At 41.0% G+C, this 13749-nt stretch carries 16 protein-coding genes; 4 read left to right on the top strand and 12 right to left on the bottom strand.

From position 1 onward, the window contains the following. Position 1 precedes the first annotated feature (1 nt). Genes H5200_RS07475 through H5200_RS07465 form a run of 3 tightly spaced genes read right to left on the bottom strand, consistent with a single transcriptional unit; the run spans position 2 to position 2240 of the window. Positions 2–991, bottom strand: a complete 990-nt coding sequence (locus H5200_RS07475) for a heme A synthase (protein ID WP_145237805.1) — start codon at positions 989–991, stop codon at positions 2–4. A gap of 17 nt (positions 992–1008) precedes the next feature. Then, positions 1009–1503, bottom strand: coding sequence for a transmembrane cytochrome oxidase associated protein (locus H5200_RS07470; protein WP_182718545.1), 495 nt, complete (start codon positions 1501–1503; stop codon positions 1009–1011). Further along, positions 1500–2240 (bottom strand): SURF1 family protein, encoded by a 741-nt coding sequence (locus tag H5200_RS07465; protein WP_182761247.1) that lies wholly within the window; start codon positions 2238–2240, stop codon positions 1500–1502. Before H5200_RS07465 ends, H5200_RS07470 begins: the two co-directional genes overlap by 4 nt. Before the next feature lie 12 nt (positions 2241–2252). Between H5200_RS07465 and H5200_RS24345 the strand changes: the two genes are divergently transcribed. Further along, entirely contained in the window at positions 2253–2567 is a 315-nt protein-coding gene (locus tag H5200_RS24345) for a DUF2909 domain-containing protein (protein ID WP_149980424.1), read from the top strand. On the opposite strand, the gene H5200_RS07455 is transcribed toward H5200_RS24345, so the two are convergent. From H5200_RS07455 to H5200_RS07430, 6 genes are all read right to left on the bottom strand, one after another. Continuing rightward, positions 2467–3342 carry a cytochrome c oxidase subunit 3 gene (locus H5200_RS07455; RefSeq protein WP_182718544.1) on the bottom strand — a complete coding sequence of 292 codons (876 nt, stop codon included), beginning with the start codon at positions 3340–3342 and terminating at the stop codon, positions 2467–2469. The two genes, H5200_RS24345 and H5200_RS07455, sit on opposite strands and share 101 nt — an antisense overlap. 35 nt (positions 3343–3377) lie before the next feature. Continuing rightward, entirely contained in the window at positions 3378–3905 is a 528-nt protein-coding gene (locus H5200_RS07450) for a cytochrome c oxidase assembly protein (protein WP_149980422.1), read from the bottom strand. Further along, positions 3905–5503 (bottom strand): cytochrome c oxidase subunit I, encoded by a 1599-nt coding sequence (gene ctaD / locus H5200_RS07445; RefSeq protein ID WP_145237784.1) that lies wholly within the window; start codon positions 5501–5503, stop codon positions 3905–3907. Before ctaD ends, H5200_RS07450 begins: the two co-directional genes overlap by 1 nt. Continuing rightward, complete coding sequence (coxB, locus tag H5200_RS07440; protein ID WP_182718542.1) at positions 5503–6645, bottom strand: cytochrome c oxidase subunit II; 1143 nt, start codon at positions 6643–6645, stop codon at positions 5503–5505. The genes ctaD and coxB overlap by 1 nt, the downstream gene beginning before the upstream one ends. A 421-nt stretch (positions 6646–7066) precedes the next feature. After that, positions 7067–7684: a transcriptional repressor LexA gene (gene lexA, locus H5200_RS07435; protein WP_145237778.1), complete on the bottom strand. Its 618-nt coding sequence runs from the start codon at positions 7682–7684 to the stop codon at positions 7067–7069. A 74-nt stretch (positions 7685–7758) separates the two neighbouring features. Continuing rightward, positions 7759–8553 (bottom strand): hypothetical protein, encoded by a 795-nt coding sequence (locus H5200_RS07430; protein WP_182761246.1) that lies wholly within the window; start codon positions 8551–8553, stop codon positions 7759–7761. 121 nt (positions 8554–8674) lie between these two features. On the opposite strand from H5200_RS07430, the gene H5200_RS07425 reads away from it, so the two are divergent. After that, the gene (locus H5200_RS07425) at positions 8675–9118 is read left to right on the top strand and encodes a PaaI family thioesterase (protein WP_149980420.1); all 444 of its coding nucleotides are present in this window, start codon (positions 8675–8677) and stop codon (positions 9116–9118) included. On the opposite strand, the gene H5200_RS07420 is transcribed toward H5200_RS07425, so the two are convergent. After that, entirely contained in the window at positions 9115–9495 is a 381-nt protein-coding gene (locus tag H5200_RS07420; RefSeq protein ID WP_145242456.1) for a hypothetical protein, read from the bottom strand. The two genes, H5200_RS07425 and H5200_RS07420, sit on opposite strands and share 4 nt — an antisense overlap. Before the next feature lie 167 nt (positions 9496–9662). On the opposite strand from H5200_RS07420, the gene H5200_RS07415 reads away from it, so the two are divergent. Further along, a complete protein-coding gene (locus H5200_RS07415; protein ID WP_182761245.1) occupies positions 9663–10379 on the top strand; it encodes a hypothetical protein in 717 nt (238 codons plus the stop codon). Between the two features lie 112 nt (positions 10380–10491). Further along, positions 10492–11145 carry an endonuclease gene (locus H5200_RS07410; RefSeq protein WP_145242452.1) on the top strand — a complete coding sequence of 218 codons (654 nt, stop codon included), beginning with the start codon at positions 10492–10494 and terminating at the stop codon, positions 11143–11145. 67 nt (positions 11146–11212) lie between these two features. Here the strand turns inward: H5200_RS07410 and hmpA are convergent, their stop codons facing one another. Both hmpA and H5200_RS07400 read right to left on the bottom strand, forming a co-directional pair. Beyond that, on the bottom strand, positions 11213–12394 hold the full coding sequence (gene hmpA, locus H5200_RS07405) for an NO-inducible flavohemoprotein (RefSeq protein ID WP_182718539.1): 1182 nt from the start codon (positions 12392–12394) through the stop codon (positions 11213–11215). A 10-nt stretch (positions 12395–12404) separates the two neighbouring features. Next, entirely contained in the window at positions 12405–13637 is a 1233-nt protein-coding gene (locus H5200_RS07400) for an NnrS family protein (RefSeq protein ID WP_182731722.1), read from the bottom strand. Positions 13638–13749: the final 112 nt, after the last annotated feature.

The following is a 13749-nucleotide window of genomic DNA, read 5'->3' as shown; positions in this document are numbered from 1 at the left end:
CCTATGTACGTGCTTTTAAGTAAAAACATAAACGAACGACTGTTAACAATAGTATGGCAGCCATTAAATTATGTGCCAGCGCAACGCCGAGCGGGAAATGCCAGTGCACAACCGCCAAGCCCAAACAAATTTGACACAGCAACGCGACCAATACGGAGACTGTACAATGCTTTATTTTTCTCGACACAGCACGGCTATAAATGCGCCACATGATCAGCGCTAATACTACACAGGTAACTAACGCCCACATTCGATGTAATAAATGGATCGACATTCTAGCCTGCTGTGAAAGTACACCATATTCATAAGTACTTTGCTCTAATGGCAACTGAAATACACTACTCAATGAAAACGGCTGTCCGTAACTACACAATGGCAAGCCATTGCAGTGCGGCGCCGCATAATTAGCAGCAAGCCAACCGCCTAGCGCTATTTGCAATACCAACACCACTAATGCGACTAGACTAAGTTTAAAGTAACGCCGAGCTGGGGCGTCGCCGCCAAAAATTGGTTTTGCCGTTAGCCGTAAATACAATAATGTAACCAATGATAAAATACTAAATCCACCTAATAAGTGCCCCAATACAATCAGCGGCTGTAAATTCATGGTGACGGTCCACATCCCTAAAGCCGCTTGAAACACCACCAGTATTAGTAATAGTAAGGGTAATTTAATTGGCGTGGTTGGATATTGACGTTTTAATAAAGCCAATATAAATAACGCTAAAATAAGTAAACCTAACGTGCCGGCAAAATAGCGATGGATCATTTCTTTCCACGCTTTAGCGGTTTCGAACATCATATCTGGGTAGGTTTGCTCTACATGGGCTAAATCAGCCTCATGCTTGGGTACCGTCAAAAAGCCATAGCAACCGGGCCAATCCGGACAACCCAATCCGGCATCACTCAAGCGCGTATAAGCCCCTAAGCCAACAACTAAGATCGATAACATAAAAGTGGCTAATACCAAATGTTTATAGTTTTTATACATAATTGGCACTCCTTAAATTAGCTAGAACGCGAATAGTTAAGTAATTTTTTTAAATCTTTTAACAGTCCTTTTTGAGTCAAACGGTTTTGCTGTGGCTCACTATGGTAAGGATACTGCAAGACCACTAAGCCCATATGATCAATTAGATATAAACTAGCTGGTTGCAGTACATCAACCTCAGGTAACTGACGCCATGGCAGCTCTTTTTGCTGTGTCTGGCCAAGGATGGCTACATCGACTTTACCTTGATTTTTACCAAGAGCGATGTAGAGGTTCTCTAGTGCTTGTAACTGCTGTGCACAAGCTTGTTGGCATTGTGCTGGGTGATTTAAAGCAATAGTCCATTGTTTATGCTCCGTTTTTTTCCAATCTTGTAGTTTTATTTCCTGTTTTAAAAATTCCCCTTTATTACTCGATGCACTAGGTATCCACTCAAGCTTTAACGCCAAATACGCCAGTATTAAAGGCACTAAACAACAGCCAATAAATATTAATAACGGATTGTTTTTCATTGTAATTCCTTCTTTTTAAAAGCAAATACAGCAATAACAAGGCAGGCAATCGCAATCAATAACCATTGCACTGCGTAGGCTTGATGTTTTTCGGGGCTCATCACCACAGCTTGGTAATGCGGCGCAGCAATCTCATCCGCGATACCTTGCCGATAACCAATAAAGTCAATCATGTCGCGACCTGTTTGCTGTGAAAACATTGCTAAATCGATAATTTGTACGCGCTTGGGCCATGCTGTATCCGTCTTGTGTTGTGCATCTTGCAAAGTAAAGCCACTGAGCTTTCCTTGCTTTAATTGCACGGTCATTGCCAAAGGAGTCGATGGTAGGTTTATACTAGGGAGTTGCTGGCGAGTAAGTGGTGCTTTAACCCAACCCAAATTCACCAACAGAGTTTGCTTACTTTGCTGTAAACGCAGCAAGGTAAGTACATCGTAGCCAACCTGACCTTGGTAAACTTGATTATCTAACAACCAATATTGCTGCGTATCTAGCACTCCAGAGATACTTATCTGCAAGCCCGTTTTATTCCAATCACTAGGCAGTTGCTGCATTTGCTGCCAGCTCATTACTCCCTGACTTTGCAGGGCTGCTATTTGTGTTAATTGCTCAGTTTTACTTTCAGCTCGCTGTAATTGCCAATACCCTAGGCGTAAACATACCAATACCACAATGGTTACCACGCAAATGGTAATAATTGAGCTAAGCTTTTGTTTACGCCATAAAATTAACTGCATAAAGGTGACCCAGTGATTATTAAAATTATTATCGTACTGTTGCTACTATTTATACTTTTTAACTTGTTCCGTGCCTTATTTATTATGGTATCGGGTAAAACAGATGGACGGCCTATGTCTCACTATTTAGGCCGTCGTGTGCTGTTTTCTGTTATCGTCTTAGTAATTGTTATTGCAGCCCTTAAACTAGGTTTCATCCACAGTAACTCATCACCAATTGATAAAGTTACAGCACATATACAAACACAAATAAACACAACCACACCACATCAACAAAATGCCAATACCAAGCTGCGGCTTGAAACGCAAAATGTTTATCTGGGCTAAAGTGGCCCTTTAAAATACGGATCAGCATGACTAATAATAAAATAGTTCCTAAGGTCACATGCATGCCATGAAAGCCGGTTAGTAAAAAGAAAGTATTGCCATATACGCCAGCATCTAAGGTCAGTCCTAAATCCTGATAAGCATGCATATACTCTACGACTTGCAGCCCTAAAAAACAGACCCCTAATACGATTGTCAGTGCCATAAATACTTTTAATGGCCCACGCTTATTGTTCTCCATGCCTACATGAGCAAAATGTAAGGTAACCGACGAGGTTAGTAATATTAATGTGTTGATCAGCGGCAATCCCTGCCAACCCATAGCCTGTGTCGTACTACCACCGGGTGTAGTAACTAATGGCCAGATTGCTTCAAAAGTAGGCCACAGTACCTCATTGGTCATGGCATTATTTCCGGCGCCGCCAAGCCAAGGCACAGAGATCATCCGGGCATAAAAAAGGGCACCGAAAAAAGCCATAAAAAACATTACTTCAGAGAAAATAAACCAGCTCATACCTTGACGAAACGAGCGATCCATTTGCGCTGAGTATAAGCCTTGATCAGACTCTTCAATGACATTTTTAAACCAGCGAAATAGCATAAACAGCAACACACCAATTCCTGCGTAAAGCACATAATGACCAGCACCACCGCCGCTGCTTGCTTGCATTACGGTAAGACCTGCACCAACAGCAATAAAAAACATCGCAAATGCGCCAACTATTGGCCAGGGACTTTGCGCGGGAACATAATATTTTTCGTAATTTTTATCCATTTTGTTTGCTCCTAATTAGCTATTAGCTTGGCAACCTAATTACTAGCCACTATCTGCCCGCTAATATCAAACACGGTATAAGACAAAGTTAACTCTTCAACATCTTCAGGTAATTGCGTATCAACATAAAAAAGCAGTTTAAATTCCACTTCTTCACCTGCTTTCAAAGGTTGTTGATCGAAACAAAAGCAAGCCATTTTATGCAAATACTTAGCTGCTTTGCCTGGAGACACCGACGGTACCGCTTGCATAACTTTATCTTCATTACTGGTATTTTTTGCTCTAAACAGCACTTCGCGCATAGCTCCGGGCTTTACTACCACACTATACTCATGTGATTGCACCTCAAATGGCGCTCCACTTTGCGCATGAGTTGTGAAGCTTACGTCGATTTCTCGTGCCTCATTAACACTCGTACTTTGCTTTGCTTGCTCTAACGAAGGCTTACCATTAAGGCCTGTTACATCACAAAAAACGTCGTACAACGGCACCAAAGCAAACGCAAAAGCGAACATGCCAAGACATATTAAAACTAAGCGCTTAAGCAGTGGTGCATGACTCATTACTTAATCTCCGGTGGCGTTTCAAAAGTATGATAAGGCGCAGGAGACGCCACCTCCCATTCCAAACCCTCAGCACCATCCCACACTTTGGCGGGCACTTTATCGCCGCCTCGTGCACACTTAAATACTACAACCACAAATAACAATTGTGATAAACCAAAAGCAAAGCCACCAATACTAATAATCGCGTTAAAGTCTGCAAATTGCAGTGCGTAGTCAGGAATCCGGCGCGGCATACCGGCCAAACCAACAAAGTGCATAGGGAAAAACAATACATTCACGCTCACTAACGACAACCAAAAATGCCATTTAGCCAAGGTGATATTGAACATATTTCCCGTCCATTTTGGCAGCCAATAATACGCCCCGGCCATAATTGAAAATATCGCCCCAGTCACTAACACATAATGAAAATGCGCCACCACAAAATAAGTATCATGGTATTGAAAATCAGCAGGAGTAATCGCCAGCATCAACCCAGAGAAACCACCTAAAGTGAATAACACAATAAACGCAATACTAAATAACATAGGCACTTCAAAACTAATCGAACCACGCCACATGGTGGCTACCCAGTTAAATACTTTGACCCCAGTTGGCACCGATATCAGCATAGTGGCATACATAAAAAATAATTCGCCAGCAACAGGCATACCTGTGGTAAACATATGATGCGCCCAAACTATAAAGCTCAGTAAAGCAATCGAAGATGTGGCATATACCATAGAGGCATAACCAAATAATTTTTTACGTGAAAAGGTCGGCACTATAGTCGAGATAATGCCAAAGGCTGGCAGAATCATAATGTACACTTCAGGGTGACCAAAAAACCAAAATATGTGCTGGAACATCACCGGATCACCGCCCCCAGCAGCATCAAAAAAGCTGGTTGCAAAATACTTATCAGTCAATACCATAGTCACAGCACCGGCCAATACCGGCATCACAGCAATCAATAAAAAAGCGGTGATAAGCCATGTCCACACAAACAGCGGCAGCTTCATCCAAGTCATACCTGGCGCACGTAAATTAACGATAGTTACAATCACATTGATTGCGCCCATAATTGAGCTAATACCCATGATGTGAATAGCAAAAACAAATAATGCGGTATTATCGTTACTGTAAGTTGTTGACAGTGGTGCATAAAAAGTCCAGCCAAATGCCGGGCCACCACCTGGCATAAACAGGGATGCCAGTAAAATAATAAAAGCAAAAGGTAAAATCCAAAAGCTCCAATTATTCATCCGTGGTAATGCCATATCTGGTGCGCCAATCATGAGTGGTACCATCCAGTTAGCCAATCCTGTAAAGGCCGGCATAACAGCACCAAATACCATGATCAAGCCATGTACTGTGGTCATTTGATTGAAAAAGTGAGGCTCTACTAACTGTAAGCCAGGTTGAAATAACTCTGCGCGGATCACCATCGCCATGGCGCCACCAATTAAAAACATCGTCAACGAAAAAATTAAATATAAGCTACCGATATCTTTATGGTTAGTAGTATAAAGCCAGCGTTTAAAACCTTTCGCAGGATGATGATGTCCATCATGGTGTGCAGCTTGATCATGTTGTTGCTCTGTTACGCTACTCATTATTTAGCCTCCGAAGTTGCATCAATCGCGGCTTGTATCTGACTCGGTTGAATTACATCCCCAGTGTCATTGCCCCATGCATTACGCTTATAGGTGATCACAGCTGCTAGCTGCTTGATTGATAACTGCTTGTCAAATGCTTGCATAGCGGTACCTGGGCGACCATGAAGCACTACATCAATATGATCTTTAATATCTCCTAATACTACCGGACTGCCTTTGAGCGCCGGGAAAACCCCCGGTAAGCCCATACCTGTTGGTTGGTGACACGCAGCGCAACTGGCCATATAGACTTGCTCGCCGAGTGTCATTAATTCTTCTTTTGGTAATGTTTGATCTAATAATGCAGCATCAGCAATTGCAGCGTTTGCTTTTGCCTGCTTAGCTTCGCTCAGCCAGTTTGCAAATGCTTGCTCAGATTTAGCTTCAACCACCACAGGCATAAAGCCATGATCCTTTCCGCATAGTTCTGCACATTGCCCTCGATAAATGCCCTCTTCATTAATTCTGGTCCAAGTTTCATTGATAAACCCAGGGTTAGCATCTTTTTTCACTGCAAAATCAGGCACCCACCAAGAATGAATAACGTCGTCTGAGGTCATTAAAAATCGTACTTTTTGATTAATTGGCAACACCAAAGGTTTATCAACCTCTAGTAAATAGGTGCTTGATTTATCTGCTTGGTTGGTAATTTGTTCTTGCGGGGTAGCTAAAATAGAGTAAAAAGAAACATCTTCTCCCATATACTCATAATGCCACTTCCATTGAGAACCAGTAATTTTAATGGTGAGATCAGCCTTACTGGCGTCTTCCATCGAAATTAAGGTTTTAGTGGCGGGAACAGCCATGGCAATTAAAATCACAAATGGGATTGCCGTCCAAAGGATTTCAACTTTAGTACTTTCATGAAATTGGGCTGGTTTTGCCCCTTTAGATTTACGGTGGTGGATCAGTGCCCAAAACATCACGGCGAACACGATGACCCCAATCACACAACATATAATAAATATTGTCATGTGCAGCTGATAAACATCATTACTTATATCTGTTACGCCCTTACGCATATTAAACTGGCTATTAGCCAATACTTGCTGCGGTAGAACAAACAATATAAGCCACAAGGTAGAGCTCAATTTACCCATGTGACGGCTCCTTTAAATGCTATTGCAAAACGCAAAGCGAAAAGGCGGCACAGCTTTATTCGCGCCAATTCGTTATTTTTTATTGTTACTGAATATTAACGCAACCCTAAATTATGCTATTGAGCAAAATTGTTAGACTTTTAAAGTAGCTGTTAACACAGTGTATTAACCAATTAGTTAAAAAATGAACAATTAGCAAGTTTTAAGAGCAATTAAATTCTTTTTTGGTGCATAAATAACAGCTAAAAATCAGCGCGTTATTTTGTAATTAGGGATAATATTAGAGGGCTAAAAGTAGCTGGTAAGTAGATTTGATAGGGCTTAGGACGCTATAGCTAAGTATAAAATCTAGCCATTAAAGCGGTAAAAAATTAAATGCACCAAACTTCACCAATTTGGTGCAAAATATAGATCAAAAAATTTACATCCAATCAGCGTTGCGGATCACCCCAACAGCCAACCCTTCAATATTGAAAGATTCATGTTCAAGATCCACTTCAATCGGTGAAAATTCATCATTTTCAGCATGTAAAAAAACTTTTTTACCTGCTTTTTCAAGGCGTTTTACTGTTACATCGTCATCAACACGGGCAACCACCACTTGGCCATTTTCAGCAACTTGAGTGCTGTGTACTGCCAATAAATCGCCATCCATAATACCAATGTCTTTCATACTCATGCCTTGCACACGCAGTAAAAAATCAGCAGCCGGTTTAAACAAGAGTGGATCTATTTTGCAATGACTTTCAACATGCTGCTCTGCCAAAATAGGCTCACCAGCGGCAACTCTGCCTATTAGAGGTAAACCAAGTTGTTCCGGCTCATCCTCTTCAACTAACTGAATACCTCGACTAGCACCGGGCTTCATTTTAATAACGCCCTTTTTCGCTAATGCCTTTAAATGTTCTTCCGCTGCATTAGCACTTTTAAAACCTAACGTTTGCGCAATCTCAGCACGGGTTGGCGGCATACCGGTATCTTTAATAAAAACTTTAATAAGTTCGAGAATTTGAGCTTGGCGATTCGTTAATGGGCGCATACAACTGGTTTTCCATACAGTACATTTAACTGTAAGTATATACAGTTATCTGAAAATCGCAAATATAAATTGGCTTAAAATCGCGCCGTTAATAACAAGCTCATACTATTTAAACCACTTCCAGAATCTAGCGCAGATCCAAGACCAAACTTTAATGCTACATGTTGATTAAACCAATATTGCGTTTGCAGTTCATAGTTGTCTTTTAGATTTTTCTGATTACGAATATTAGCAACGACTCCCACTGACCATGCTTGATTTACATAATAAACCGCCTGCCCCTGCACATAACGATAACGCCCTGCCAATTGCTTTAGCTCTAAATCCCAACCTTGATTGCTAACTATATTTGTCCAACGAACATAAGGAGCATAAGTCCATTCAACCGCGACTCTTTCATTATCTTTGCCAAACCACATATCATGGCGCTCTAAGCGACTGTAATATACATTGAACCCTAGTTGTAACTGCTCATTCATTTGCTTACCAACAGCGGCACTCACTAAATAATCAGTATTTTGCCAATAGCTATTATCTTCACAGAGGCGCTGCGCGCTGGCACTAATAACTAATCCTGCGGGACCATAGATGGCAGCATCGGTATTTAAATAGCTAAAATCATCATTAGCAAACCCACCAATAGCATAATTATTGACTTGATTTAAATACGCTTTTAGCTCGTATGGACCAGTCAACGATTCAAGATCTTGCGCAAAATATCGGTATCGTGCGCCTAAAAAAGATTCATCTAAACCAGCTAAATCGGTAAAACCAATATCGAGTTGATGTTGGGTACTAGCAACAGCCTGCGGCTGAGCAACAAGGCTCATTAATAATATTGCACCACATCCAAATACCTTTACTTTCATCCTTAAGATCCATTAACAGTTAGATAATATAGGTACATTTTATCTATTTTTATGATCTTAACTGTAGGAAAATGTTTAAAAGTGTAGACTGATTTAGTAAATAACTTAGTGAGGCAGGCAGATGAGTATTTGGTATCAACCGATCACCCTAGCACAATGTAAGCAACTTGATGACGGCATAAGTGGTCAAGGCACATTGATGAAAACCATGGGCATTGAAATAAGTGAAATAGGCGATGATTATTTAGTAGCAACGATGCCCGCGATCCCAGCTCATCATAACCCTATGGGTATGGTGCATGGCGGCGCAAATGTTGTACTTGCAGAAACGGTGGCGAGTTATGCTGCAAACTTTGCTGTTGATTTTACAAAGTTTTATTGTGTTGGCCAGGAGATCAATGCCAATCATCTAAAAGCATCACGTAATGGTATATTAACCGCGATAGCAACACCACTACACTTAGGCAAGCGTACATCCGTATGGGAAATAAAAATCACCAATAGTCGTGGAGAACTGTGCTGCGTATCAAGAATGACCGCAGCAATTGTAGAGCGAAAAGGCTAACTTGAAAGTGGATAAATTGTAATTTCAATACCTGCGCCAATAGCAGAAATACGCAATAAAGTATCGGCACTGAGCGCTTGATTAAAGCATTTTGGCGAAGTGCCTGATTCAAAGCCAATATCAAAGGTGCGCTTTGAGCATGATAACCACTGCTTTAATGCATTGCGTGAGCAAGATTCAATTAACTCACATAAGTGGTTAATCGCTTTATCTGGTGAGATAACGTCTTCATTAGACTCAATACGTGCTAGTTGACGGTACTCATCTTTATCGTAATGCAAAACCACAGCACTTTTTTTTAAGTCTGCAACTAACAAACTAATATCTTGCTTTGATTCAAGCTCTAGATCTACATTTAAAAATTGAATTTCCGACATTGTTTCATTTTTACCCTGCGTTAATAACAACGCAAACTTTAACCTAATTTTGCGTATATACCAAATCTAGAGTAGCCAGTTTTATTTTGTTGATGCGACAATTTGCCACATTGGCAAACTCAATATAATTTATAGAATACCGCACTAATAACAAACAGGTAGTCACTATGGATAAACGCATTTTTAAACATGCGCGTAAGTTTCACAAATGGTTAGGTTACTTATTAGCGCTACAAATTTTTGCATGGTTACTCGGTGGTTTAATCATGAGTGCTATACCGCTTGAAAAAGTTCACGGTAAACATTTAGCTGCGCGGCAATTAAATAACCCATTCAAACAAGCTGATTATCTAGCCTCAGTTGATAATATCGTTGCACAAATTACTCAACCAAGACAAATTAGTTATAGTCACTTTTTAACAATCCCTACCATTATTGTGAGCAACAGTAACGGTGAGTACAGCTTTAACGGAGTTACTGGCCGTCCTTTGGTAGCACCGAGTAAAGCGCAAATTATTGCCAATGCCCAAGCTCATCTATTAATTAATGCGCAAGTAATAGACGTGATCAAACTAGCTAAAGGTACTCGCGAAGTTGGCTTTAAAGAAAATATTTGGCAAGTAAATTTTGACGATACGTTTAACACCACACTATATTTATCCGCTGATAGCGGCCAAGTTATTACTGTTCGCAGCACAATTTGGCGAATTTTCGATTTTTTCTGGATGTTACACATAATGGACTATGAGCAACGTGAAGATTTTAATAACCCATTATTAATAAGTTTTGCAGCCAGTAGCGTATTGTTTTGTTTAACTGGCTTTATTTTATTACTACAGAATATCCGTTTTAGAAAACGTACTTCCCGTCGCCCAAGTAGCTAACCTTACCTTAGAGATGAGTTAAAATTCCCACTACATCACACAGTTAAGCGATTTACTTTTTGAATAATCGCTCTAAACTAGCGCTTCCTGTAGTTCACTAAAGTGATTGGATATGCCGCATTTAATTATTGCGCTGGTATTGTGTTGTGTGAGTTTTAACCTTTATGCAGAACAATTCACCAGTTTTTACAGCGCAAAAAAACACCTCATCAAAACCCTTCCTGATAACGCCACCAGCCTCTATTGTGGCTGTAATATTAAACGCCAAGGTAAAAAACTGGTGCCCGACCCAAATGCATGTGGTTATGTGCCTCGCAATGCGGTTACTCGTTCAGGCAAACCAAATGCGCGCGCAACTCGGATTGAGTGGGAACATATTGTGTCTGCATGGGAATTTGGTCACCAGCTACAATGCTGGCAAGATGGCGGCCGAAAAAATTGCATTAAAGTCAGTGCGCAATTTCGGAAAATGGAAGCTGATATAAATAATCTCGCTCCGGCAATTGGTGAAATAAACGCAGACCGATCTAATTACAGCTTTGGCATGATTGCAGGTAATGCAAGCCAATATGGTCGCTGCCAGGTAAAGGTAGATTTTAAACAGCGTGTGGTAGAGCCGCCCTTTTATGCACGAAAACGCATTGCCGATGCTTATTTTTATATGCAAAAAACCTATGGTTTAAAAATTTCCGACAAGCAACAAAAATTATTTACCGCATGGCAAAACCAAGCTTTAGCAGCGAAAAATAGCAATGCTGTACTTTAAGTAGCCAAAACCATAAAAAAGGCGCATTTCGCGCCTTTTCACTTAAAACCTGCATTTAGTTTCGTCATTAAATATCTTGATGTGGGCCAAACACCTCGTAGTGAATACGCTCAGCAGCGACTCCTAATACGAGTAATTGCTGTTTAATTGCAGCCATAAACCCCGTTGGGCCACAGATGTAGAAATCACCTTCTTCAAGCGGTAGCTGCTCAGCAACAGCGCTGACATTCATCAATCCAGTAAACTCAGCTCCCTCGCCACCTTGATTAAACCAAGTGTAGTAATTTAATCGAGTATGCGCCGCGGCTTGCTCCGCCAAAAACTGACTAAATGAATGCTGCAGGATATTTTCACAGGCGTGTAAATAGGTGACCGCTTGATTCGATGTATCACATAATAATGTTTGTAACATTGCCAGCATCGGTGTTTGACCAACGCCCGCAGAAATTAATACCACAGGTTTTTTATTTGCGCGTAAAAAGAAGTCTCCAGCCGGTGGATAAAGCTCCACAACGCTGCCCACATCAAGTGAGTGCAAATAATTAGATACAATCCCCGCTGCTGGCAATAACTCTTTTTTCACGCTAATACGGTAATTTTCACCATTACTTTGCTGAGAAATAGAGTATTGGCGTATCTCACTATACTGTGTATAAGCTGGTTTTACTTTGATACCTAAATACTGCCCTGGTTTATGAGTCATTACCGCTTTACCATCGACTGGCACTAAAGTAAAACTGGTTACTAACTCTGATTCAGGCTGTTTTTTAGCAATAACAAATGCTCTAGTACCCGACCAGCCACCGTGGTTATTTTTACTGTGCTCGTATAGCGCCGCTTCTTCGGTAATACAAATATCAGCAAGTAGTGCGTAAGCCTCACGCCATGCATATTCAACTTCAGCTGTAAATTGCTCAGGGAGCAATTCTTTTAAAGTGCCAATCAGGTGTCCGCCAACTATTGGATAATGCTCAGGTAAAATATGCATGCTGGTATGCTTATGATTAATGCGTGCCAGCGCCTCTTTTAATACGGCTAAATTATCAATATTTTGAGCATACGCAGCCAAGGCATTAAATAATGCAAATTGCTGACGGCCACTACGTTGATTGGCCATATTAAAAATATCCTGCAGCTCAGGGTTATGACTAAACAGCCGGTTATAAAAATGCTCCGTGACAACGGTGCCCGCCTGCGCCAATAAAGGCGCTGTGCTTTTTACTATTTCAATGGTTTTATCAGATAACATACAACTTCCTTTAACCACGACGCCCATCAACACGACGCCGCGTTAAAATAGGAATACAGTGGAATAAGAACAATAAAAATGCCACGATCCACAGTACAGCACTCAGCTGCCATGCGATGTGTGGCCCAATAACAACAGGTAATAACGAACGAATAATTGCTGCAATAAACACTAAAGCAAACGCCACAGCCATAAAGTGAGGAATAGTTAAAGGGCGGCCAGTATGACCATGAGATACCCGCGTCATCATCGCTAAGATCATCATGCCAATCGTACCTATAGTGATCATATGCAGCGCGTCTTTAAACAAAATAACCGAGCTGTAAAAACTCAGCGCAAGCAATACTAAACCAAGCCCAAGAGCTAGATAAGAGAAGTGCAACGACCATAACAGTGGTACTTTGAGCATTTGATTATTCCACCACAACAATGAGCGACTTAAATGCACTACAGCAACAACAGCCAATGCCCAACCAGGATTAACGCTTGCTATAAATAATTGGCTGATAAAATAAAGCGCGACAGCAAACAATGAGCTGTAAAGCAGCACTTTATCTAAACGAGGAGTACGCACTTGCTCCGCTAAACCAAGACCACGAGCAGTAAAAAAAGGTAATACCCGCCCAGCCACCACACCGACAAGTAAGGTCATTACTAGTACTGCGGTATCGGCGACTGCCAATGCAAGTAGCATGTTTTGTTGTATTGCTAAGCATAAATAAATAATATTGAGCACACACAATGCGCTTAGCATCGGTAAAAATTGGTAGTTATTTTTATTGCCAGCTTTAAGGAGCATATTAGCCAGCGCCATAACTGCACCTAACCACCAAAGCAATTGGAACAATAACACCGCATATAAACTAAAGTTTTCAATACCTGCACTGGTAATAAAAAACGCAACACGAGCTGCTAGCCACACTAGGGTTAGCAACATCAATTTACGACCATTAATACTCGCAACCCCGCTCCAAGTTTGTGCTGCGGTTAATAAAAACCCCACAGCTACAGCGCCTGCAAAGCCAAACATCATTTCATGGGCATGCCAAAGTGTTGCTGGCATAGTCAATTGCCATCTGGCATGGCCTGTTAAAATGAGTAACCAATAACTAATCGACAAAACGGCCAATAAGCCAGCTCCTAAAAAGTAGGGCCGAAATGCTAACATCCATAACGGCCATTGACTGACTTGATAAAAACGCACTTTTTTGGGCATTGGTTCGGTTAAATTGATTGCTCGCATCAGCGTATTAGACTCATCTATCTAGGTATTTATAACACGCTATTGCACAAGCCGAGCCAAGATTTAAACTGCTTATTATTCAAGATATTAACTATTTTGCTATTGACAAAAA

Source organism: Pseudoalteromonas sp. SG43-7 (genome assembly GCF_014164295.1).
GTDB lineage: Bacteria > Pseudomonadota > Gammaproteobacteria > Enterobacterales > Alteromonadaceae > Pseudoalteromonas > Pseudoalteromonas rhizosphaerae.
This window is presented reverse-complemented; position numbering and strand designations above follow the sequence as displayed.